Here is a 22,781-nt window from a genome sequence, read left to right as displayed (position 1 = left end):
CAGTCGAATTCTATCGTCGGGCTTGAGACAGGCTACGTATCCAGTCCCATGTCAACTGCACCCCGGACAAGAAGTCTTCCTGTGGCCGCCAACCCAATTCCTGCCGGGCCAGCGTAATGTCGAGGATGCTGCGCGGCACATCAATTGGACGACCAGCTCCGTACCTGACGGGAACCGCCAGCCCTGAGACTTCTTCGATCGCTTCCACGATCTCAGACAAGCTGCGCCCTTCTCCCGTGCCAACGTTGAAGACCCGCGAGGGGCCCTCATGCGCCGCCGCCGCGAGCATAGCCGAGATTACATCGTCGATGTAGATGTAATCTCTAACGACCGATCCGTCTCCCCAAACATTGATCGGCTCGCCTTGTAACGCTTGGCGCATGAACGCTGCAATCACGCCTTGATTCTTGACGGCGGTCTGATAGGGGCCGAACGGATTGGCGACGCGGAGCACTCGATACTCCAGGCCATAAAGATGCTGATAGAGATGTAGATATTTCTCCACAGCGAGCTTCGTCACACCATAAGCCGTGATGGGTGATGTCGGCGCGCATTCCGGTGTGGGAATTTGTTCGGGAATTCCGTATATGGTCCCCCCCGAAGAAACATAGACAATGCGACGAACCCCCTGTGCCCGGCATGCATCCAGCAGACGCAACGTCCCTGCTACGTTGGCATTCAAGTCGCCAACCATATCGAGGTTCGCACTAGCGGGCGTCGTCGCCGTCAGCAGATGAAAAACCGTGTCGCAGCCGGCCACCGCCTGCTCGACCTTGTCGGTGTCCTCGAAATTGCCCGAAATCCACTCGATGCCCGAAACCGCATGGGGAAAAGACAGGCGGCGGCTGAACATCTTCAAAGCCGCAACGCGACCATTCAGTGCACGGCAAAGGTTGGTGCCAATAAAGCCCCCTCCGCCCAGGATCGCGCAACGAGATTGCGAGAGTTCGGTCATGTTGGCGCCGCCATTGACGGAGGGGCAGTGGCGCTCTCCGGTTGATCCGCAATCCGGCGCAGAATCTCCGCCATACGATTCCCTTCGATCGCCCAGTCCGTAGACGCCGCGAGCCGCAAGCCGCCTTCACGCAGCCGCGCGGCTTCTGAAGCGTCCTCCAGGATAGAGCAGATCGCATCCGCAAGTGCGTCGATAGTGGGTGATTCCAGACGAGCATTTTCGTCGGTCAAGAGCCATTGGGTACACGCGTCGCGGTTGCTCACCACTGGAACGCCGCACGCCATCAACTCCAGCGGCAGCAGGGATAGATTGGTGAACGACAGCACCAAGGCCACATCGCAGCTGTTGTACAGCTCGCTCAGCTTGCCAAGATCGACGATGTCGCTGTCGACGTGCTTGAACGGAATCTCCCATTGCCCCAGGCGCCCACCGGCGAGCACCGCAACGACATCGGGATGCCGTCGGGCGACTTCGGCCAACACGGCCAGCCCCAATTCAAATCCACGGCGCGGTGTAGAAGGCCTGGTATAGAAAAAGACGCGACGGCCCTCATGAGGTACAGGCATCGGCCTATACAGGTCGCGGTCATAGGAAAAACCGACGGAATAAGCGCGCATTCCGTAGTCAGCCGCCAACTTCGTCGCCAGCCAGCCCCCAGCCGTGATGCCCGTGAAACCAAATCGATAGGTCTCCTCGGCCAGAGCATAGTCGGTACCCACGGGATAGAAATGAGGTTCAAAGTCTTGCACGAAATAGCACTTGTGCAACGTCGACTGGAAGTTCCGCACGTCGTAAGCGGTATGCCAACCCGTCGCAATCGATATGGCTGCGGGAGGGGCACTTTCTGCGCCGATATAAACCTTGGCCTTAAGCGGAAAAAACCAATTGGCGATATCCATCTCCATTTGTTCCGGTGTCATGCCAGGAATATTGGTGACGGTAGAAATAAGACGACACTCGAAACCCTGCGCTTCCAAATTGCGCACGAAGCGAAAGATATTCAAGTGGCCGCCCGAACCTCGGCCAGGCCGCGGAATGAACCAATTTACGGTATTGGACGCAGCCTCTTCGCCCTTGGACCTTTCACCAAAGGGTTGGTATTTGGTGAATGCGAGTGATTCCACCACCTTTTGTTTCTTGAACGCGTCCGGATTCAGCAAGGCGTTCAGCACTCGCAGAATCAGCGCTTTCGTCCCGTGATCACGGCGAAACCGCAATACGCTCTCGGAGCGCTTCTTGAGGATGCCTACATTCATGATTTCTCTTCCGCTCTTACAGAAACTGCCATCCCGGCCATCATGCGCCGATCTCGGGAAAGCCCACGACGCAAGCCGGCCGGCAATTTTTCAGCGCGTGAGCCCAGATAATGTCCCAATGCGCGCATCAGATTTCGAATCGGCATGCTCAATACGGCTAGTGGCTGGCGCCGGATCAGTCCCTGCCCCCACGCATAGCGGAAGTCCAGCAAAGAGGCGCCAGCCCAGGTGCGAAGAAGCCTGTACAAGGAAGGCACAAGCGTATAGCCGAAGAGACGAAACAGCGCATACGACTCGTCGAAGCTACGCTGCAAGTACTCAAAAGGTGGGAAATCATGCGAGTGATACACCACACCATTGTGCGCGTAGGCCTTTTTCCATCCTTGTTTGATAATGGTCTCAGCCCAAATCTGATCCTCTGCGAAGTCCACATCTGGATACGGGAATTTTTGCCAGACACTGCGGCGAATCAGAGCGTTATTGTCGGAAAAGAAATGCAGAAATTGCCGATAACCAGGGTCGCGCTCATAGCGTGCGGGGTCATCCAGGCGCACCACGGGCGTGGATTCGAAATGGGCGAAGTGCCGTTCCAGATCGCGTCTGGTGAACGGAGATGCGTCAGGGTAAGCAAGATGTCGCCCGAACACACCCGCCACCTCCGGATCCTCATCCGCTGGTTTCACCATGGCGGCCAGCCACTCATCGTTCGCGGGCAAAGCATCATGCGTAATAAGTACGGCGAACTCGCCGTCGGTCAAGGAAACACCCAAATTGCGCGTCTTACCATGACCAAATTCCGCGGGCGCAATCTCATGCAGCCGTACGCGCTGATCGCCATATTGGCGCACGTACTCCACAGTCCCGTCCGTGGATCCTGAATCGATGATCAGCACATCAAAGTCAAAGGCTGCCTTCTGATTACACACGGCCGGAAGCACGGATCGCAGAATGCCCCCCGGATTTTTGGTCGGAATAATGACGGAAGCCTTCATGGCAGGGCGTCTCCCCGGCAGCATTCGCAGGCAACGCAAGCGCTAGCGATCACAAAATCAAGCAAAAACGTCCGCCTCATGGAACGTCAAACCTTGCTCGTCCTTTTGCGACAGACGCGGCGTCACATCAGCGGGCCAATCAATAGCGAGTGTGGAGTCGTTCCAGATAACGCACCGTTCGTGCTGCGGCGCGTAGAAATCTGTAGTCTTGTAGAGGAAGTCAGCCGTTTCAGACAACACCTGGAAGCCATGCGCGAAACCCTCTGGCACCCACAGCATGCGCTTGTTTTCGGCGCTAAGCACTTCGCCTACCCATTTGCCAAATGTAGGGGATCCCTTACGCATATCGACAGCCACATCAAACACGGCGCCGATCACCGCGCGCACCAGCTTTCCTTGCGGCTGAACGATCTGATAATGCAAGCCGCGCAACACACCCTGGACTGAACGGGAGTGATTGTCCTGGACGAAATTTACTTCGCGACCAACGGCCTCATTGAACAACCGGCTGTTGAAACTTTCGAAGAAAAAACCTCTATCGTCGCCGAAAACGCGGGGCTCGATGAGCAAAACTTCAGGAATGGCGGTGGGGATTATTTTCATGGCTCTATCTCGATCTTCAACAACAACAGGTCAACATCAATGAACGCGCGTCCAATTGGACGCTTTTCGTTTTTGGGTCGGTTCATAGTTCCCTTCACTAGACGCCGCTGCGCAAGGCGTTCGAACACTGGCTCGTCCCACGCCGCGAACGGTCCGGATGAGAACATGCTCGGAAATTGGAATCTCAGGAGCCGATCAGACGCTTGACCTTCCGCGCCAACACCCGCATCAGCGATTTATCGTCAGGGTCAAGTTTGCGCTTACACTCATCCAGCTCTTGCCGCAGCCTCTCGTTCTCCCCCTTGAGCGACGTTGCCCAATCCGAGATTTCCATAAGCTCTGCATGCTTCTTAGCCGCCATCCGGTTTGATAGCTCGACTGACGACGACTGCATGGCCGCTTCCTCCTGTCGCCGAGACTGGCTCAAGGTATCGTCCATCAACGAAACCCTGCTGCGCACCCTCGCGGCTGCAGCCTGATCTCCCGACATGGCCTGTTGTACATCTTGCTTGAGACGCTTCCAGGCTGCCATTGCGATATCGGTGTAGGTCCACGCCGCATCGTGTTTTTCAAAGAAATATGCGAGATTGCGGAAGAACAATCCCTGATATTTCTCTGCGCCCAGTTTGCTGAACGAAACGCTTCCCTTGTGGTACACGAAGGCACCCTCGGCGATAAGCAGACGATATCCTGCCCGAATCGCGCGGACGCACAAATCATCGTCCTCGAACATCCCGATGCCGAACGCCTCATCAAGCAGTCCGATCTTATCGATGACGTCCCGTCGTATTGCGACGCAGAAAAAGCCAAGCTTCTCCGTTTCGGAATACACACCGACCTGCTGGGCCAGGTAAGGCGAGGTCGCTCTGACAAATGTCTCGGGCGCGACATCGGGCAGGACGATGCGCTGCTCGTTGCCTGCTGAGTTTGTGACCGGGCCTACCATGCCCACGCTTGGGTCCTGTTCCAGCGCCTCCACCAAAGGGGCAAGCCACCCTGGACCGACAACGGTGTCGTTGTTCAACAGGACAAGAACGCGCCCACTCGCCAGCCGAATCCCGTCGTTGTTGCCGCCAGCGTACCCCTTGTTCACTTCATTCAAGCAGAGCAGTACCTCTGGGTGCTTTGACTTGAACTCGCGCAGGTACGCAGCCGTACCGTCCGCAGATGCGTTATCAACAACAATTAGCTCATTGCTGTTCAGGTCGGTATGCTCGAGTATCGACTCCAGACAAGGTGCCGTTGTCTCCTCGAGGTGGTTATAAGCCAGAACGATGATGGAAGCGTTCTTCATGTCAATCGCAGGATAAAGGGCAGCTGATTACGCGGAGCACTCGACTTAGCGCTTTGCAAACGCATCGGCTTGCAGCAACGCCGCGACGCGAGCATCCCATGAGTTCTCCTTGGCGAGCGCGATGCGTCGGGCGATCTTTTCGGGATCGTCCTTTTGCGACATGGCTGCCTCCAATTGCGCAACAAACTCCTTGCCGTTATGGGCAAGGTAGCAATCGTCGGAATAAATGGCGAGCTCAGGCAGATCAATCGAGACCACCGGCTTTCCTGCGCTGAGGTACTCGTAAAACTTGACCGGATTCGTCGCCAGCGTCAACGGCACGAGCTTGAAAGGAATCGTGCACACATCAAAATACGCGAAATAACCCGGCAGTTGCGCGTATGGGATCTCGCCAAGCAAATGTACGTTGGACAGTCCGTCCACGGGCTCCAGGTTCGCACCCATGGTGGATCCGATCAATATGAAATTCCACTCGGGCTTGGCACGGGCGCAATGGGCAAGCAGGTCCATGTCGAACCAATCGGAAATGGCGCCGTAATAGCCCACAATGGGACGATCGGCATACTTGTCCAGCAGGCCATTGCGCTTAGGTTCGGCGAAATGCTCGAACTCCGTGCCATTCTTGATCTGGACAGTCCGCGGGTTCAAGACATGACAGCGGTCCTGAAGGAGCAATGACGAGGCGACGACCAGGTCCGCCGCCTCGATGAGCTGCTGCTCCATCTTGATCGCATCCGCGGTATTCGTGAAGAAACCCGCGTGATCATCCATGCAATCAAAGACGACGGTCCCCCCCAACGACTCTTTTAGACGCTGTGCGACCGGCCACCATCCCGGAAATTGGACCAAATAATGAATGGACGCGGGCTTGGCGTGGCGGATAAGTTGCGTCAACGACGTAACCAGGTTATCAAGATCCTCGCCGGCCAACACGTTGGCGTAAACGTTGACCGGATCTCTCGACTGCAAGCGGATCTGGAAAATATCCTTGTCCAGGACGTCCACTCCGAGCGCTCCTGCCGCCTCGGCGCCCGAGACGAACTTCCGGCCCAGAGGATCTAGATTCATCGATAGGTAGCAGGCCGCGTAACCGTGATCACGCAGTCCAGATACGATGTGTTGCGGCCGCTGCCAACGGAAGTCCCAATTGATGATTGGAAATGCGAGCACGAGGCGCTGATCATTGCGGGCCACGGCCTGCGCAACGACATCCAATCTCGCCCGGGCCTGCTGCTTGGCCTTGTGGCCGCGAGCAAGACGCACGACGTCGCCAACAGGCGTCGCCGCAAGACGCCGCCGGGCCGCAGCCTTCAACAGGCGCATGCCGAGACGAACGCTGCCGCGCTGATAGACGCCGGCGATATCGTTGAATTCTCTTTGCAAGTGCTGATGGGCGTTGGACAGATTCCCGAGTTCAGCCTGAAGTTGCTTCTGGCCGCCGGAAAGGTTGCCAATTTCGGCCTGAAGCCGAATAACATCCGCATCACGCTCGTCGATGGTCTCCATCAAGGACTTAGCCCATACCGAGGTCTGATGCAGATTGCTGCTCAGCTTGGCAACTTCCTCTTCCTTACGCTTCAGTTCACCTACTGCCCGTTCCAGTACACGCAGGTCGAGGTCGCCCACAATCGCGTCAAATTTCCGATCGAGCTCCGCCAGCTCCTGGGCGGAAGGCTCATACCGATGTGCGAGGCTCTGATGAGCTTCCTTGGTGGCCGAGAGAAACACCCGGTAGTGCGGTTGGGCGAAATCCTGGTCGGCAAGCTGGCGATTGAATGCCTCGGAGGCAGCCAACACTTCAGGCTTCAGCGATTGAACGTCCCAATAGCAAATCACTTTGGAAAGCAGGCGCTTCAACCAAGGCGTATGGCCGTGCCCGACCACGGAACAACTGTAACCCCCCGCGCGGAAACGGTCTTCGACCTTGCGCGCCGACGGTAGTCCATATTCGTAATGTTCGTCGAGCCAGCTGTACGTCGAGCCATGTACGCGACGATATTCCTCGTTGACGTAATTGTCAGTCTCTAGAGCATGCCCGTCTTCCCCCGGCGGGAATCCCAGCAGGACCGCAGTTCCCGCAAGATCCATCAGTCGGCTGAGGAATGCATCCCGGTATTGAGGCGGAACATGCTCTAGAACGTCTACAGCGCACACGAAATCGAATTTCATGCCATCGAGGCGCTGAGCGAATACGTTGCCGCTGACCTTGTTGACGCCCTCTTTGCCGGCTAGCAGCGGGTCAACATAGGTGACTTCGGCCTCATCGATAAAGCCGCCGAGCAAACACTCGGGTCCGCTGCCCACGTCCAATACGGTTGAGCCACGCTTTAGCCCGGAGTCCCGCAACAGTCGGGCGCAAGCCATGTAGCGGCTGTACTGATCGAAAATCATGCTTTCAGGACCCACACTGGCCGTTGCTTCCTGCGTAAGGTGGTCCTTCGCAGCCCGCCGTTCGGCCTCAATTGCCATCGAAGACACCGACAAAGAGCGCAAACCTTCCACCCAGGCTTCGAGCGCCTCTGCGGAACATGTGCGCCGAACGATGATACCCACCCCGCCGGACGGATCCAGCGTCCCGTCATCGCCGATCGAAATCAGTTCGCCCAGCGGCGAAAAGATGTCGACGAAATCCTGACGAGAGAACCGCCAATGGTCTGTAGGAGAATCGTACTGCTCAAATTCCGGGGCACGCGCAGTCAACGCCAGCACGCCACCGATGCGCAAGACAGCCGCCATCTGATACAACGCATCTTGCCAATCGTAGGTGGACTCCAGCACCCCAGAAGCAATCACTGCATCGAACGACTCGCGATCAAACTGACTGTCGATACGCGAGGAGTCCAATACGAGATCGACACCAGGCCCCTCAAGAACATCCATGCCGATATATTCTCCGACCAGATCGGAAAATATCGCGCGAACGGCCCCGCTCGCGTCACGAGAACCAACTTCCAATAGCCGCCCCCCCTTTCGCACGTGCGGCTGTGCCTGCTTTGCCCAAGCCACACACCAAGCATTACACATCGCTATTCCTCAATAAATTCTGCTACTTGCCATTCGATTGGTGTGACCAACCTTCGATTGTTTCTGCGGGCTAACGATAATGGAGATCACGCTGCCGTGTTCGTCGCCGACACCGTGGTCGGCAGATTCATCATTGCGTGGATGTGCTTCACCGAAGACACCATGAACACAATCGCATTTTCCACGCGATCTCCCATCTTTATATCGCCGAACTCGGTACGATACGCAACCGTGGGACTGAACGCATAAGAGCCGGGGTGCAACAACGGCAAATCGACCGTGAATGTGACCGTCGAAATGCTGCCGATGTCTCCGATGGTTATTGGCACCTTTTCCACGTCGCTGTGCGTACTGGCCAGCTCAATGCCCTTCTGCGTACGAAAAATGTAGCCTGCGATGATTTTCCCACCCGATTCCATCGACTGATTGCGAATACTGAATCGGAGGACGACGCGAGACCCGTGAGTGATCGTCTGGATCGGGTTCATTTCCTCGTCGTAGAGGCTCACGCCGATAATCGAGTATTTTCCGTCACCAATGCGCTGATCGATATTGGGAATTTTCAGTTCGATCCCATCTGTTGGCGCCACCGGCGCAGTGCCGTCTTCCAGAGATGCCACCGGCTCTTCATTCACCGTGTCAGACTGCTCGTAGCCGAACAACACTGTGAGGTAGCGATCCACGACCTTCGAAGCCGTATCGAAAGCCACCATTTTCCCGTTCTCCAGCCAGATACATTTCTCGCACAATGACCGGACCGCGGTCGCATCGTGAGATACGAAGAGGATCGTGGTGCCACGTTCACGCAGTTGCTCAAATCGCAACATGCATCGGTGCGTAAAGTAGGCGTCACCCACTGCCAAAGCCTCGTCGACGATGAGAATATCCGGGTCGATGTTGGCTTGGATCGCAAATGCCAACCGTACATACATCCCGCTTGAGTACGTCTTGACCGGTTGGTCGATGAAATCACCGATCTCCGCAAAGGCAAGAATTCGGTCCATCTTGGACGCAATTTCCTGGCGACTAAGTCCCAGGATTGCGCCATTGAGGAAGACGTTCTCGCGTCCCGTGAATTCCGGGTTGAATCCGGACCCCAACTCCAGCAACGCGGCAACCCGCCCTACGGTTCTGACTTCGCCCGAACTCTGGTTCAAGGTGCCGCAAATCAATTGCAGCAGAGTCGATTTGCCCGATCCATTGCGGCCGACAATACCGATCACTTCGCCTTTCTTTATTTCGAAAGAAATGTCCTGCAGCGCCCAGAATTCTTTGAAGAACTTCTTGCGTCCGCGCGCGAGCATCTGCAATAGGCGATCCCGCGGGCGTTCATAAACGTGATAGCACTTGCTGACATCGGATACCGATATCGAAATTTCAGAGGACATCAGCAAACCCCTTCCTGGTCTTCTGGAACCATGCAAACGCCAGGCAGGCAAACGCGCCCGCTGCAACGGCGTATATGAACAATCCCAGCGCATTTGGCTGGTTACCAAAAAAGGCCACGGCTCGGACTTGCTCCACGATGAAAGTCAAAGGATTCAGGTACAGCAAGTGCCGATACGGCTCAGGTAAATTCTCTGGCGGGTAAAAGATAGGCGACATGAACATCACCACTGTTGTCACGATTCCGATAAATTGCGACACGTCGCGCAGGTACACCCCAAGGGACGCCAATATCCAACACAGTCCCAGAATGAAAAGGCAAAATGGCAACAGGACGAGGGGTACGTAGAGCAGCGTCAGGGGCGGCAGGCCGAACAGGACGAGATATGCCAACAACCACACCATCAGGCTCACGAATGTGTGGAATAGCGCTGCACCTAGCGTGATCCACGGCAGGATTTCGAGCGGAAACACCACCTTTTTGACGAAATTGGGATTGCCGACGATCAGTCCCGACGCCTTATTGAAGCACTCGGCGAACAGATTGAAAACGATCAGCCCCAAAAACAATACCAATGCGAACTCGGTGCGCGACGCACTACCAGTGTTCCAACGCGCCTTGAAGACGACACTGAACACAAAAGTGTAGATCGCAAGCATGATGATGGGATTGATGAAGGTCCACATCATTCCCATGATGGAGCCCTTGTAGCGTCCAACGACTTCACGCTTGATTGACGCGGAGATTAGATCTCCGTTACGCACCCCACTTAATACAAGCGCACGCGGGCTGCTCGGGAACTGCCTCATTATGGAAGAACCTCCATTGATACCGCCGCGCTGCGTCCGTCCATCATGCCGATGAACGACGAGCACAGCGGGAAATTCAGGGACTGGACTTGCGAGTCCAATGCCGGATACGAACAATTGGCCGGGTCTGCATCACGCATGCTATCCGTACACTTCCCTCGATAAGTCACGCGTTATTTCTCGAGAATTTCCACGGGCAAGCGGACACCGCCATTTGCCCAGTTAGTCGGTAACCGGGTTTTGCGGCTCCGGGGGAGCTTCTGATGCCGGAAGGTCAATTCACCCCAGCCGCATGCGCCTGTTCATCCGCATGGTACGAAGACCGCACCATCGCGCCCACCGCCGCATGCGAGAACCCCATCGCATAAGCCTCGCGCTCAAACATCGCAAACGTATCCGGATGCACGTACCGCAGCACCGGCAGGTGATGCTCCGACGGCTGCAGATACTGCCCGATCGTCAACATGTCCACGTCGTGCGCGCGCATATCCCGCATCACCTGCAGAATTTCCTCGTCCGTCTCCCCCAGTCCCAGCATCAGGCCGGACTTGGTGGGCACTTCCGGGTGCAGCTTCTTGAATTCCGCCAGCAGCTTGAGCGAGTGCATATAGTCCGAACCCGGACGTGCCTGCTTGTACAGCCGCGGCACGGTTTCCAGGTTGTGGTTCATGACGTCGGGCGGACCGGCGTTCAGGATGGTCAGCGCGCGGTCCAGGCGGCCGCGGAAGTCGGGCACCAGCACTTCGATGCGGGTGGTGGGCGACAGCTCGCGGATATGGGTGATGCAGTCCACGAAGTGGCCGGCGCCGCCGTCGCGCAGGTCGTCGCGGTCGACGGAGGTGATCACGACGTACGACAGCTTCATCGCCGCGATGGTGCGCGCCAGGTTTTCGGGTTCCTTGGTGTCCAGCGGGTCTGGGCGGCCATGGCCCACGTCACAGAACGGGCAGCGGCGGGTGCACTTGTCGCCCATGATCATGAACGTGGCCGTGCCCTTGCCGAAGCATTCGCCGATGTTCGGGCAGGAGGCTTCCTCGCAGACCGTATGCAGGTTGTGCTCGCGCAGGATGCGCTTGATGTCGTAGAAGCGCGAACCGGGCGCGGCGGCCTTCACGCGGATCCACTCGGGCTTCTTCAGGCGCTCGGCCGGAATGATCTTGATGGGGATGCGCGCGGTCTTGGCCTGCGATTTCTGCTTTTGCGTCGGATCATAGGCCGCGTCCGCAGGCGCAGCGGCGGATTCGTTCGAGGGAACAGGAGACTCGGCGAGCGTAGACATGGGACACCTTCATGACCGGCGCGCAAAACGGCCGGGTCTGGGACAAAAACGGCATTTTACCCTTCACCGCACGAATCGCCGTGGCGGCGTGCTCCGGGGACGGAGCATGCCTGGGTTATCGTCTGGCCTGACGCCTCCGCGGACTTTTTGATGCCTGCCCTGCCCCTCCCCATCCCCATCGCCCTGATCGCCCCCCGGCTGGATTCCGGACCCGCCGCCCGGGCGATCCAGGCCTGCAGCGAACGGCTCGCCCCCGCTGGCTATTACCTGGCCGCCGCCCCCTGGCGCGACGCGGGGACGCTTCCTCTGCTCGCCGGACTGCGCCCCGCGGCGGCCCTGGTCATCGGTCCGCTGGAGGATCCGGCCCTGCGGGGCGCCCTGGCCGCGCTGGAGATTCCGGTCGTCGAAACCTGGAGCGCGTCGCCCCAGACACTGGACAGCGCCGTCGCGATCGACAACGCCGAGGCCGGCCGCATGGCGGCCCGCCACCTGGCCGGGAAGCGCCTTGCGCGGGTGGCCTGCATCAGCGCGGACAATCCCTGGGAGCGCGCCCGGCGCGAAGGCTTTATCGCCAGCGCCGCCGCGCTGGGGCTGGAACAGGTCGCGGACATCGTGCAGCCCGAGGTACAGCACATGAACGACGGCCGCATGGCTTTTCTGCGCCTGCTGGCCACCAACACGATTTTCGACGCGGTGTTCTGCACCTCGGACCTGCTGGCGGCGGCCGCCGTGTCGGAAGCACACAACCGCGACCTGCACGTCCCGCAGGACCTGGCGGTGCTGGGATTCACGGACGACGGTAGCGCCGCGCAGTGGGTGCAGGGCTTGACCACATTGGGGATTGATGCCGCCGAGCTGGGCAGGCGCGCCGGCCAGTTGCTGCTGGACCGGCTGGAGGGCGAACGCGGCGCGGGCCAGCACGACATGCTGGAAGTGGCGTTCGAGGCCCGCCTGAGCACCTGAGCCGCGTTACGGCTGCGTTTCGTACAGCGCGGGGAAGCCGCAGTCCTGCAGCATTCCGTTGGCTTCCTTCAGGAAGGCGGCCGTCGCGGTTTCGGGTACGCGGACCAGCCACTGCACGCCTTCTTCCTTCCGGCCCTGCAGCAACAGCAGTCGGCCCAGATGGAACATGCCCCGGAAGTCGCCGCCTTCGGCGCAGCGCTGGTAGCAGTCGAAGGCGCGCGCAAGGTCCTGCGCCACCACGTCGCCCGCTTCGTAGTAGCGGCCGACGACGCCGATGGATTTCACGTGGCCGGCCTGTGCGGCCTTCTGGTAGAGCGCCAGTGCGGCGGCCTGGTTCTGTGTCACGCCGCCCCGGCCGTTGCGCAGCATGTGGGCGTAGTTGTACATGCCCCAGTCCAGTCCGCGGTCGGCGGCCAGGCGGAACCAGTAGGCCGCGACGGTATCGTCGGCGGGCACGCCCCAGCCGTTTTCATAGCAGCGCCCCACCATGTTGATGGCCATCGGGTGATCGGCGTTGGCAGCGCGCTTGAACCACGCCAGCCCTTCTTCCGGCTGCCGTTCGACGCCGACGCCATCCAGCAGCATCTGGCCGTAAATGGTCTGCGCCTCGATCAGGCCCAACTCGGCGGCTGCCTTGATCCAGGCGGCGTATTCCTCGGGCGGCCCGGACTCGCGCAGGCGCGCCAGCTGTTCGGGCGTGGTCGCGGCGATGTCCGCCGCGGTGTAGGTCTTCAAATCGTGCTCCTTCTGCCCTGCCAGGCGCGCGCCAGATTGAGCGCCAGCGCATCGCCCGTTTCGGTGGGCGTGCGCCGCACGCCACAGGCCGCCATGTCGACGGTGCGCAGCCCTTCGTAGCCACAGGGATTGATGCCCAGGAAGGGGGCCAGGTCCATCGCCACGTTCAGCGACACCCCGTGATAGGCCCTGCCGTTGCGGATCTTGATGCCCAGCGCGGCGATCTTGGCCAGTTCTCCGCCCGCGGGGTCAGGCACGTACACGCCAGGCGCGCCGGACTTGCGACAGGCCCCGCCCACGCCCAGCTGTTCCAGCGTGTCGATGACGGCGGATTCGAGCAGGGCGACATATTCCTTCACGTACATGTCGGCGCGGCGCAGGTCGAACAGCGCATACGCCATGACCTGGCCGGGGCCGTGGTAGGTGACCTGGCCGCCGCGGTCGCAGTGGACGATGGGGATATTGCCGGGATTGAGCACATGCTGGGGCAGGCCCGCCTGGCCCAGCGTGTAGACCGGCGTGTGCTCGCACAGCCAGATTTCGTCTGGCGTGTCGGCGTCGCGCAGGCTGGTGTACGCCTGCATGTCCTGCCATACCGGCAGGTAGTCCACCGGCCGCGCGAGCCACTTGATCACAGCCGTACAGCCTTACAGGACGATGGACACCATGGGATGGCCGTGCAGCGCCCGGTAGAGGGCGTCGAGCTGCTCGCGCGAGGTCGCGCGCACGGTGAAGGTCAGGCCCAGGTAGTTGCCGCCCTTGCTGGGCCGCATTTCCACGGTCGCGGCGTCGAATTCCGGATCGAACTGCAGGACGACTTCGGTCAGCGTCTGCGCGAATTCGGGATGATGCTTGCCCATGACCTTGATGGGAAAGTCGCTGGGATATTCGATCAATGAATCTTCGGGCGGAATATGCATGATGTGCCTAGAAAAGAGTTGCCCCTGAATGTTCTTATATGGGGGCAAGCGGCCCGCTGGCAAGTGCCGGGGCGGGCCGCGAGGGCGGGCGGCGGCGCAGGCCGCCCGGCGCCAGGACTACAGCGCGGCGATGCGGGCATCATAACCCGCACGCAATTTCGCAAAAACGGGGCCGGGCTTGCCCGTGCCCACGGGTTTTCCGTCCAGCGAGACAATGGCCAGCACTTCCTTGGTGGCGGAAGACAGCATCAGTTCGTCGGCCTGCTCGACCTCTTGCTGCGAGATGCGGCGAGCCTCGAACGGGATGCCGGCCTCGAGGGCCAGCTCGCCCATCAGCCCGTAGCGGATGCCTTCCAGGATCAGGTTGTTCTTGGGCGGCGCCAGCAGCTTGCCGCCCGACACCACCCAAATGTTGGTGGACGCGCCTTCGGTCAGGTAGCCGTCGCGGAACTGCACGACTTCGTCGACGTGGGCGTCGACCGCCTGCTGCTTGGCCAGCACGTTGCCCAGCAGGGAAACGGACTTGATCTCGCAGTGCAGCCAGCGTTCGTCGGGGATGCTGATCGCGGCCAGGCCCTGTTCGCGCTGCGCGGCGGGCGGCGGCGCCCAGGCCGAGATCATGCCGAACACTGTCGGAGTCGCGGCCGGCGACGGGAACTGGTGGTCGCGCTTGGCGACGCCGCGCGTCACCTGCAGGTAGACGATGCAGGTGTCCAGGTTGGAACGCGACAGCAGCTGCTGGATCAGGTCGATCCAGCCGGCGCGGTCGAACGGCTGCGCGATCCGCAAGGCGGCAAGGCTGCGGTCAAGGCGGTCGAGGTGTTCGGCCATGCGGAACGCATTGCCTTGGTACACGGGGACGACTTCGTAAATGCCATCGCCGAAAATGAAGCCGCGGTCCAGGACAGAGACCTTGGCCTCGTCCACACGCACAAATTCACCGTTGAGATACACCTGGCTTTCGCCCGGCACGCCCGGAATCATGAGGCACTCCTGAATATATGAGGGGACAGGAACGATAAAAAGGAAGGGGACGCGCCGCGCGGCCCGCCCCCGCAGAATGCAAAACGGGCGTTTCGCGCACGAAACGCCCGCTGCTAGCTTACACCCGCGGCCAGGGCCGCGGTGCTTTCGTTTACTGGAACCAGCGCTTGACGGTGTCGACCATGCGGCCGAAGAAGCCGGCGCGCTCCACCGCATCCTGCACGACCAGCGGCTCGGTGCGCAGCACCTTGCCGTCCAGCGTGAATTGCAGCGTGCCGACCTGCTGGCCCTTGGCCAGCGGCGCGATCAGCGGATCGGTGCGCTGCGCGACGGGCTTGAGCTCGCCGGCCTTGCCGCGCGGGACCGCGATCGACACGGGGTTGGGCGGACCCAGCTTCACGTTCTCGGCGGTGCCTTCCCACACGCGGGCATCGATGCCCGGCTGGCTCTTGTCGAACAGCTTGACCGTGTCGAAGTTCTGGAAGCTCCAGTTCAGCAGTTTCAGGCTTTCTTCGGCGCGCGTGGCTTCGCTGTCCGTGCCCACCACGACCACCAGGATGCGGCGGTCGCCGCGCACGGCCGTCGACACCAGGCAGTAGCCGGCCGAATCGGTGTGGCCGGTCTTCATGCCGTCGACCGAGGGATCGGCCCACAGCAGGCGGTTGCGGTTGGGCTGCGTGATCTTGTTGTAGGTGTAGCTCTTCTGCTTGTAGTAGTGGAAGAAGTCGGGGTGATCGGTGATCAGGTGGGCGGACAGGGTGGCCAGGTCGCGCGTGGACGTCGTGTGCTGCGGATCGGGCAGGCCCGTGGCGTTCATGAAGTGCGAATTCTTCAGGCCCAGGCGTTCGGCCTCCTGGTTCATCAGCGCGGCGAAGGCCGATTCGCTGCCGCCCACGGCTTCGGCCAGCGCCACCGAGGCGTCGTTGCCCGACTGCACGATCATGCCCTGGTTCAGCTCATCCACCGTGACCGGTTTGCGCGGTTCGATGAACATGCGGGAACCGCCGGTGCGCCAGGCGTGCTCGGACACGGGAACGGTCTGCTCGAGCGTCAGGCGCTTTTCATCCAGCGCGTTGAACACGACGTAAGCCGTCATGATCTTGGTCAGCGAGGCCGGTTCGACCTTCATGTCGGGATTGGAAGCGGCCAGGGTCTGGCCGCTGTTCACGTCGATCACGATCCAGGCCTTGGCCGCGATCGTGGGCGCGGGCACGGCCGACACGTCGCCGACCGGCACCGCGCCCGTGGGCGTCGGCGCGGGGGCCGACGCGGCGGGCGCGGCGGCCGGAGCGGCTGGCGCCTGCTGCGCCCAAGTCGGCATGGAGGCCGCCAGCATCGCCGACAACACGGCGCCTGACAGCAGGCGGCGGGTAAAGACAGCGGGGGATTGAGCGGAGTAAGGCAAATTCTTCATCGGCAACGTGGGTCCAGGAATGACGCCCGCCGGCGCGGGGCAAGTGGCTGACAATTATAGGCAGTCGATCAGACCCCTTCCTGCCGCGCGAGGTTCCCCACGCGCCTAAAACATGCAACCTGATGCAACGTGGGGGTATCGACGGCGCCGGTTCAGTCGAGCGCCACCTTCAGGCGCGCCTGCACCAGCTGGCGCAGGACCAACAGCTTGCCATGGAAGAAATGCGAGGCGCCGGGCACGACCACCACCGGGATCGAGCGCGGGCGCGCCCAGTCCATGGCCTCGGACAGCGGCACGACCTCGTCCTCTTCGCCATGCACCATCAGGGTGTCGTCGGGCACCTGCACTTCGTGCGACTGGAAGCGGTTGACGGCGGGCCCCATCAGCATCAGCGCCGACGGCAGGACGGCATCGCCCTGGTCCGCCAGCGCGGCATAGGTTTGCGCGGCAACGGCGGTGCCGAACGAAAAACCCGCCAGCACCCACGGGGCCAGCGCCAGTTCGGGATGCAGTTCGCGCATCTGCGCCACCACGGCAAGCATGTCCTGGGTCTCGCCGACCGACTTGTCGAACGTCCCTTCCGACAGGCCGACGCCGCGGAAATTGGGGCGCACCGCCACCAGGCCATGCTGCACGCAGGCGCGCGACAGCGTCGTGACCACCTTGTTCTCGCGCGCGCCGCCCTGCAGCGGATGCGGATGCAGCACCAGCGCCCAGCCGCGCGGCGTGCCGGCGGGCCAGTCGATGGCGCAATCGATACGGCCGGCGGCGCCGACGAATGCGTGGGTTTCAGTGCGTGCGGACATGGCGTGACTCAGCGTGCGAAAAAAGAAACGATGTTAACCGCCCGCCTTGGCTCCAGGGCGCCAGGCCAGGTGTCCGGGGCCGCGGAAGCGAAGGCGCTTATCGCCCCCGGGCGGCGGCTGGCGCGGGCCGCAGCGCGGTCGCCAGCCATTGCGCCAGCTGGTCGCTGGCTTCGTCGCTGGCCTGGCGCAGCGCCGCGACGCCGCCTTCGGCATCAAGCGTGGGCGCGGGAACCTGCACCAGGATGCGCTGCTGGTCCACCACCGCACGCCCATTCAGCAGCACCGCCTGCAGCAGGATGCGTCCTTGGCTGGACTGCCCGTCCTCGGAGAACACTTGCTCGAACTGCGCTAGGGACACCTGCAACTGCGGGGTCTGCAGGCTGACGCGGTCGTTCAGCACCGCCCCCTGGCGCGACAGGCGGTCGATGAGGCGCTGGCGCACCAGTTCCGCCGGCGACGAGGCCCAGCGATAGGTCGCATAGGAGCGCGGCGCGGCGCTGTCGCCCACGCGCCAGATCATGCCCGTGTCGGACAGTGCGGGGGTCGCCTGGAAAGTCAGCGCAATCGGCTCGCGTGCCGGCAATGCCGGCACGGGGCGGGCGTCCAGCCCCAGGTCGAACTGCTTGGGCGGCGCGTCCACGCGGCCGATGCCGCAGCCCGCCAGGGCCAGGGTCAAGATCAGAATGGCGCTGCGCATCTTCATTTCGACTGTCTCCCGAAGCCGGCAAAGCCGGGTTCGCCAGGTCCTGGCGCGATGGGCGCGGGACCGAACAAAAACGACTGCGGCGTGTTGTCCACACGGCGCAGGGTAGTGGTTGCGCTGCGTGCCGCCGCGCTGACGTTGTTCGCCATGCTGGTGAAGGCCGGCAAGGTTTCGCCATCGAGTCGCGCGGCCGCCAGCGCGATGTCGTTGAGACTGCGCGTGGCGACAGACAGGGGACCGTCGGGCGCATTCAGGCGGGCCAGCGACTGGCGGGCCTGCTGGGCCAGGTCCGCGATCTCGCGCGCGGCGCGGTCGGCCTGGCGCGAGGTAGTTCCCAGCGATTCCACCAGCGGGCCGAGCTTGGTCAGGGTGGGCGCCAGGTCGCGACTGGCTTCCTTCAGGGCCTGCGAGATGTCGGTGGCGTTCTGCAGGCTGGCGGTCAGTGCCTGCACGTTCTGTTCGCTCAGCACCCGCCGTAATTGTTCGGTGGCGACCTCGACATTGGAAATCAGCTTCTCGCCGCGCTGCTCGACGCGATCCAGGAGGCCGGGCCGCAGTGGAATGGCGGCTGGATTCTCGGCCGTGGAGGTCAGGCGCTTGAGCGAAGTGCCGTCGTCGCGCAAGTCCACATTGGCCATCCCGGTCACGCCCTGCACGCCCAGTTCGGCCCACGTCGATTCCGTGATCGGCGTATTGGGCGCCACACCGATGCGGATGCGCACCTGGCCCGGCTTGTTGGGATTCAGGGCAAGCGATTGCACCCTGCCCACCGGCACCCCCTGATAGCGCACCGCCGATTGCGGATTCAGGCCGGTCACGGCGGTGGCGGAGATGATTTCGTACGGTTGCAGCTGGGTCCGGTCGCGGCCGATCCAGATCGCCGCCAAGGTCGCGGCGGCCAGCAAGACCAGCGTAAAGATACCGGCCATGAGCGCATGACTACGGTTTTCCATGATGCAATCCCTTCGGTGCCAGGTCCCCCAGCGCGCGCAAGCCGCGCTCGCCCAGGAAGAATGTATGAATGAACGGGTGATCCACCTTCAGGACTTCAGGCACCGTGTCGCAAATGATCACCCGCTTGTCCGCCAGCACGGCGACGCGCGTGGCCAGCGCCAGCAGCGTGTCCAGGTCGTGCGTCACCATGACGACGGTAAAGCCCAACTGCCGGTGCAGGCTGCGCACCAGATCCACGAACTCGTCGGACCGCAAGGGGTCCAGGCCGGCCGTGGGTTCGTCCAGGAACAGCAGTTCCGGGTCCAGCGACAGCGCGCGCGCCAGCGCCACGCGTTTGACCATGCCACCCGACAGGTCCGAGGGACGCTTGTCCGCGTCGCGCGACGACAGGCCCACCATGGCCAGCCGGCACATGACGACGTCGCGCACCAGGTCTTCGGGCACCGTGCGCAATTCGCGCAAGGGCAGCGCCACATTGTCGAACACCGACAGCGCGGAGAAAAGCGCCCCGGCCTGGAACAGCATGCCCCAACGGTATGACAGGCGGCGGCGTTCGCCCGCCGTCAGTTCGGACAGCGTATGCCCCAGCACCTTCACGGTACCCGCGGCCGGCACGTCCAGCCCGATGATCTGCCGCAGCAGCACGGTCTTGCCCGTGCCCGAGCCGCCCACCAGCACCAGGATCTCGCCCGGGAAGACGGTGAGGTCCAGGTTGTCGTGCACGACGTGGTCGCCGAAGGCGGTGCGCAGGCCGCGCACCGTGATCACCGGCTCGACGGTGACGCCTTCTTCGGCGAACAGGCGGTTCTGGGTGGCGCTGTTCATCAGATGCCCACCGAACTGAAAATGACCGCGTATACCGCGTCCAGCAGGATCACGCCGGTAATCGAGGTGACGACCGACGTCGTGGTGCCGCGCCCGAGGCTCTCGGTGTTGGGCTGGATGCGCAGGCCGAAATGGCAGGCGATCAGCGCGATCAGGATGCCGAACGTCACGCCCTTCAGCATGCCGATCCAATAGTTGGTGAGCGAGATGGCATCCGGCAGCGACTGCAGGAACCACTGCGCCGACACGCCCAACTGCGCCATCGCGGCCAGCATGCCTCCCAGCAGCGCCATCGCGCTGGTCCACAGCACCAGCAGCGGCATGGTCACCGCCAGCGCGACCACGCGCGGCAGGATCAGCCGCTGTCCGTGCGAGATGCCCATGACCAGCATGGCGTCCAGTTCCTGTGTGACCCGCATGACGCCGATCTGCGCGGTGATCGCGGAACCGGAGCGGCCCGCCACCAGAATTGCCGCCAGCACCGGCCCCAGCTCGCGCACGATCGACACGCCCAGCAGCCGCACGATGAAGCGGTCGGCGCCGAAGATCTGCAGCTGCTGCGCGGACAGGTACGACAGCACCACGCCGATCAGAAAGCCCACCAGCGCCGTGATGCCAAGCGCCTGCGCGCCGGTGCGGTACACCTGGGCGGAGATCTCGCGCCACGGCCCCAGCCGGGGCCGGCGCAGCATCGCGCCGACGTCCAGGACGAGCTGGCCGAGCATGATGAGCAGGGCGCGGCCGTTCTCGGCGGCACGCAGGACCGCGCCGCCCATGGCGCGCAGCCAGCCCCACGTCTCCGCCTTGGGCGGAGCCGCGGGTGTCTCGCCCTTGTTCATCGCAAGCGCATTGAATACGTCCTGCTGGCCGGCGCCCCAGCGCACGCGTTCAGGCAGCCGTTCGCCCCACGCCTGCCAGATGAGCAGCGCGCCGATCGTGTCCAGCCGGCTGATGGCGTGCATGTCCCAGCGCGCGCCGTCGCTGGCCGCACGCGCCAGCGCCGCGCGCCTGCGTTCGACCTCGCCGGTCTCGGCCAGCGCCAGGACGCTCCAGTCGCCGCCGACGTGGCAAACGCCGCCCTCGTGGCGGAAAGGCGCGGCGGCGGTCGCAAGCGGAGCGGAATGCGGCATGTCGTCGGAATACCAATGCAAAATGTATCGCCAATCATATACGCTTGGGCGCGCCAGCCGCGAGCACGGCCCGCGTGCCCTACAATCGCCGCCATGCCCGACCAAGTCTGCCCCATCGACCTGCCCGCCCCGGAAACCCTTGCCCGGACGCTGGGTGCGCGCCTGCCCGCCTTCCAGGATATTGCCTGGACCGACAGCACCGGATCGACCAACGCCGACCTGCTCGCGCGCGCGCGTTCGGGTGCCGGCGCGGGCAAGCCCTGGCTCCTGGGCACGCATCTGCAGGAAACCGGACGCGGCCGCGCCGGTCGCCCGTGGCAGAACCGCTCGGGTTCCACGCTGATGTTCTCTTGCGCGTTCGACGTGCATCTGCCCGCGACGCAATTGCCGGCGCTGTCTCCGCTGGCCGGCATCGCCGCCTGCGAGGCCCTGCGCGCCGTCGCCGGCCCCGGTTCGCGAGGACTGTGCATGAAGTGGCCCAACGATCTGCAGTGGCATGACGCCAAGCTGGCGGGCATCCTGGTCGAGACGACACGCAACCCGGGCGGCCGCGACGCCGGCTACACGGTGGTGATCGGCATGGGCGTGAATCTCGTCGATGCCGGCGAACTGTCGCTTGCGCTGGGGCGCGACGTGGCCGACTGGACCCAGGTGCAAGCGGGTGCGGCGCACGCCGCCGTTGCCGCCGACCTGGTATGCGCCAGCGCCACCGCGTGGCATGAAGCGGTGCGCACGCTCGAACGCGAAGGCTTTGGCGCATTCCGGCAGCGTTTCGACCAGGTGGACGCGCTGGCGGGCCGCAAGGTCAACGTGCTGGACAAGGGCGCTATCCTTCTAAGCGGCACGGCCTGCGGCGTGGATGAGCAAGGCCGCCTGCTGGTGCAAACGCCCGAGGGCGCCACACCGATCTCGGTCGGTGAAATTTCGATTCGACGCCAAGCATGATTATTCTCATCGACTCCGGCAACAGCCGCCTCAAAGTGGGTTGGCTGGACGCCAGCAACCCGGACATGCCGCGCGAGCCGGCTGCGATCGCCTTCGACGGCCTGGACCTCGACGCGCTGGACCGCTGGCTGGCCGCCCTGCCGCGCCCGCCTCAACGCGCGCTCGGCGTGAACGTCGCCGGCGCGGCCCGCGGAGAGGCCATCGCGGCCATGCTGCAAAAGCACGGCTGCGCCGTGACCTGGTCGCTGTCGCAGGCCACGACGCTGGGCCTGGTCAACAGCTACCGCACGCCCACCCAACTGGGCGCGGACCGCTGGGCTTCGCTGCTGGGCGTGCTGTCGCGCCTGCCGGGCACCCATCCGCCCTTCGTGCTCGCCAGCTTCGGCACCGCCACCACCATCGACACCGTGGGTCCGGACAACGTCTTCGCCGGCGGCCTGATCCTGCCCGGGCCGGCCATGATGCGGCACGCCCTGGCCCACGGCACCGCCAATCTGCCGATCGCCAACGGCCAGGTCGTGCCCTACCCCACGGACACGCACGAAGCCATCGCGTCTGGCATCGCCGCAGCCCAGGCCGGCGCCGTCGTGCGCCAGTGGCTGGCGGGCCGCCAGCGCTATGGCCAGACGCCGCAGATCTACGCGGCGGGCGGCGGCTGGCCCGAGGTGCACCAGGAAATCGAAAGGCTGCTGGCCGACGCAGGCGGCGCCTTCGGCGCGGCGCCGGTGCCGGTCTACCTGGATCATCCCGTCCTGGACGGACTGGCGGCGGTGGCGCGCGCCACGCTGGACACCACTTCCTGA

The 22,781-nt window shown here is 62.6% G+C and carries 22 protein-coding genes; 3 read left to right on the top strand and 19 right to left on the bottom strand.

What is annotated here, in order from left to right:
* Positions 1-10 precede the first annotated feature (10 nt).
* The 9 genes from ABE485_RS01645 to lipA all read right to left on the bottom strand — a co-directional run bounded on the left by ABE485_RS01645 (position 11) and on the right by lipA (position 11,599).
* Positions 11-955: an NAD-dependent epimerase/dehydratase family protein gene (locus ABE485_RS01645; RefSeq protein WP_346512979.1), complete on the bottom strand. Its 945-nt coding sequence runs from the start codon at positions 953-955 to the stop codon at positions 11-13.
* The gene (locus ABE485_RS01640) at positions 952-2,211 is read right to left on the bottom strand and encodes a glycosyltransferase family 4 protein (RefSeq protein ID WP_346512977.1); all 1,260 of its coding nucleotides are present in this window, start codon (positions 2,209-2,211) and stop codon (positions 952-954) included. Before ABE485_RS01640 ends, ABE485_RS01645 begins: the two co-directional genes overlap by 4 nt.
* Positions 2,208-3,203 (bottom strand): glycosyltransferase family 2 protein, encoded by a 996-nt coding sequence (locus ABE485_RS01635; RefSeq protein ID WP_346512975.1) that lies wholly within the window; start codon positions 3,201-3,203, stop codon positions 2,208-2,210. The genes ABE485_RS01640 and ABE485_RS01635 overlap by 4 nt, the downstream gene beginning before the upstream one ends.
* A 57-nt stretch (positions 3,204-3,260) precedes the next feature.
* Positions 3,261-3,806, bottom strand: a complete 546-nt coding sequence (gene rfbC / locus ABE485_RS01630; RefSeq protein WP_346512973.1) for a dTDP-4-dehydrorhamnose 3,5-epimerase — start codon at positions 3,804-3,806, stop codon at positions 3,261-3,263.
* Positions 3,807-3,990: 184 nt separating this feature from the next.
* Positions 3,991-5,100 (bottom strand): glycosyltransferase family 2 protein, encoded by a 1,110-nt coding sequence (locus ABE485_RS01625; RefSeq protein ID WP_346512972.1) that lies wholly within the window; start codon positions 5,098-5,100, stop codon positions 3,991-3,993.
* A 45-nt stretch (positions 5,101-5,145) separates the two neighbouring features.
* Positions 5,146-7,980: a methyltransferase domain-containing protein gene (locus ABE485_RS01620; protein WP_346512970.1), complete on the bottom strand. Its 2,835-nt coding sequence runs from the start codon at positions 7,978-7,980 to the stop codon at positions 5,146-5,148.
* A 230-nt stretch (positions 7,981-8,210) separates the two neighbouring features.
* Complete coding sequence (locus tag ABE485_RS01615; protein ID WP_346512969.1) at positions 8,211-9,512, bottom strand: ABC transporter ATP-binding protein; 1,302 nt, start codon at positions 9,510-9,512, stop codon at positions 8,211-8,213.
* Complete coding sequence (locus ABE485_RS01610; RefSeq protein WP_346512968.1) at positions 9,502-10,320, bottom strand: ABC transporter permease; 819 nt, start codon at positions 10,318-10,320, stop codon at positions 9,502-9,504. Before ABE485_RS01610 ends, ABE485_RS01615 begins: the two co-directional genes overlap by 11 nt.
* A 274-nt stretch (positions 10,321-10,594) precedes the next feature.
* Positions 10,595-11,599 (bottom strand): lipoyl synthase, encoded by a 1,005-nt coding sequence (gene lipA, locus ABE485_RS01605; protein ID WP_346512967.1) that lies wholly within the window; start codon positions 11,597-11,599, stop codon positions 10,595-10,597.
* A 150-nt stretch (positions 11,600-11,749) separates the two neighbouring features.
* Between lipA and ABE485_RS01600 the strand changes: the two genes are divergently transcribed.
* Positions 11,750-12,562, top strand: coding sequence for a substrate-binding domain-containing protein (locus tag ABE485_RS01600; protein WP_346512965.1), 813 nt, complete (start codon positions 11,750-11,752; stop codon positions 12,560-12,562).
* 6 nt (positions 12,563-12,568) lie between these two features.
* Here the strand turns inward: ABE485_RS01600 and ABE485_RS01595 are convergent, their stop codons facing one another.
* The 10 genes from ABE485_RS01595 to ABE485_RS01550 all read right to left on the bottom strand — a co-directional run bounded on the left by ABE485_RS01595 (position 12,569) and on the right by ABE485_RS01550 (position 21,033).
* On the bottom strand, positions 12,569-13,297 hold the full coding sequence (locus ABE485_RS01595) for a tetratricopeptide repeat protein (protein ID WP_346512963.1): 729 nt from the start codon (positions 13,295-13,297) through the stop codon (positions 12,569-12,571).
* On the bottom strand, positions 13,294-13,932 hold the full coding sequence (lipB, locus tag ABE485_RS01590) for a lipoyl(octanoyl) transferase LipB (protein WP_346512962.1): 639 nt from the start codon (positions 13,930-13,932) through the stop codon (positions 13,294-13,296). Before lipB ends, ABE485_RS01595 begins: the two co-directional genes overlap by 4 nt.
* 12 nt (positions 13,933-13,944) lie before the next feature.
* Positions 13,945-14,217: a YbeD family protein gene (locus ABE485_RS01585; protein WP_346512961.1), complete on the bottom strand. Its 273-nt coding sequence runs from the start codon at positions 14,215-14,217 to the stop codon at positions 13,945-13,947.
* 117 nt (positions 14,218-14,334) lie between these two features.
* Positions 14,335-15,201, bottom strand: a complete 867-nt coding sequence (locus tag ABE485_RS01580) for a D-amino acid aminotransferase (protein ID WP_346512960.1) — start codon at positions 15,199-15,201, stop codon at positions 14,335-14,337.
* A gap of 151 nt (positions 15,202-15,352) precedes the next feature.
* The gene (locus tag ABE485_RS01575) at positions 15,353-16,615 is read right to left on the bottom strand and encodes a D-alanyl-D-alanine carboxypeptidase family protein (protein WP_346512959.1); all 1,263 of its coding nucleotides are present in this window, start codon (positions 16,613-16,615) and stop codon (positions 15,353-15,355) included.
* 152 nt (positions 16,616-16,767) lie between these two features.
* Entirely contained in the window at positions 16,768-17,421 is a 654-nt protein-coding gene (locus ABE485_RS01570; RefSeq protein WP_346512957.1) for an alpha/beta hydrolase, read from the bottom strand.
* Positions 17,422-17,518: 97 nt separating this feature from the next.
* Positions 17,519-18,124, bottom strand: coding sequence for an ABC-type transport auxiliary lipoprotein family protein (locus ABE485_RS01565; protein ID WP_346512956.1), 606 nt, complete (start codon positions 18,122-18,124; stop codon positions 17,519-17,521).
* Positions 18,121-19,077, bottom strand: a complete 957-nt coding sequence (locus ABE485_RS01560; protein WP_346512954.1) for an MlaD family protein — start codon at positions 19,075-19,077, stop codon at positions 18,121-18,123. The genes ABE485_RS01565 and ABE485_RS01560 overlap by 4 nt, the downstream gene beginning before the upstream one ends.
* Positions 19,064-19,903 carry an ABC transporter ATP-binding protein gene (locus ABE485_RS01555; protein ID WP_008160759.1) on the bottom strand — a complete coding sequence of 280 codons (840 nt, stop codon included), beginning with the start codon at positions 19,901-19,903 and terminating at the stop codon, positions 19,064-19,066. The genes ABE485_RS01560 and ABE485_RS01555 overlap by 14 nt, the downstream gene beginning before the upstream one ends.
* Positions 19,903-21,033 carry an MlaE family ABC transporter permease gene (locus ABE485_RS01550; protein ID WP_346512951.1) on the bottom strand — a complete coding sequence of 377 codons (1,131 nt, stop codon included), beginning with the start codon at positions 21,031-21,033 and terminating at the stop codon, positions 19,903-19,905. The genes ABE485_RS01555 and ABE485_RS01550 overlap by 1 nt, the downstream gene beginning before the upstream one ends.
* Positions 21,034-21,126: 93 nt before the next feature.
* Here ABE485_RS01550 and ABE485_RS01545 point away from each other — a divergent pair, with 93 nt between their 5' ends.
* Positions 21,127-21,978, top strand: a complete 852-nt coding sequence (locus tag ABE485_RS01545) for a biotin--[acetyl-CoA-carboxylase] ligase (protein WP_346512949.1) — start codon at positions 21,127-21,129, stop codon at positions 21,976-21,978.
* Positions 21,975-22,781, top strand: coding sequence for a type III pantothenate kinase (locus ABE485_RS01540; protein WP_346512948.1), 807 nt, complete (start codon positions 21,975-21,977; stop codon positions 22,779-22,781). Before ABE485_RS01545 ends, ABE485_RS01540 begins: the two co-directional genes overlap by 4 nt.

It is taken from the genome of Achromobacter spanius (genome assembly GCF_039673305.1).
Taxonomy (GTDB): domain Bacteria; phylum Pseudomonadota; class Gammaproteobacteria; order Burkholderiales; family Burkholderiaceae_B; genus Achromobacter; species Achromobacter spanius_F.
The sequence above is the reverse complement of the archived record's forward strand: the minus strand, read 5'-3'. Positions and strand labels throughout refer to the sequence as shown.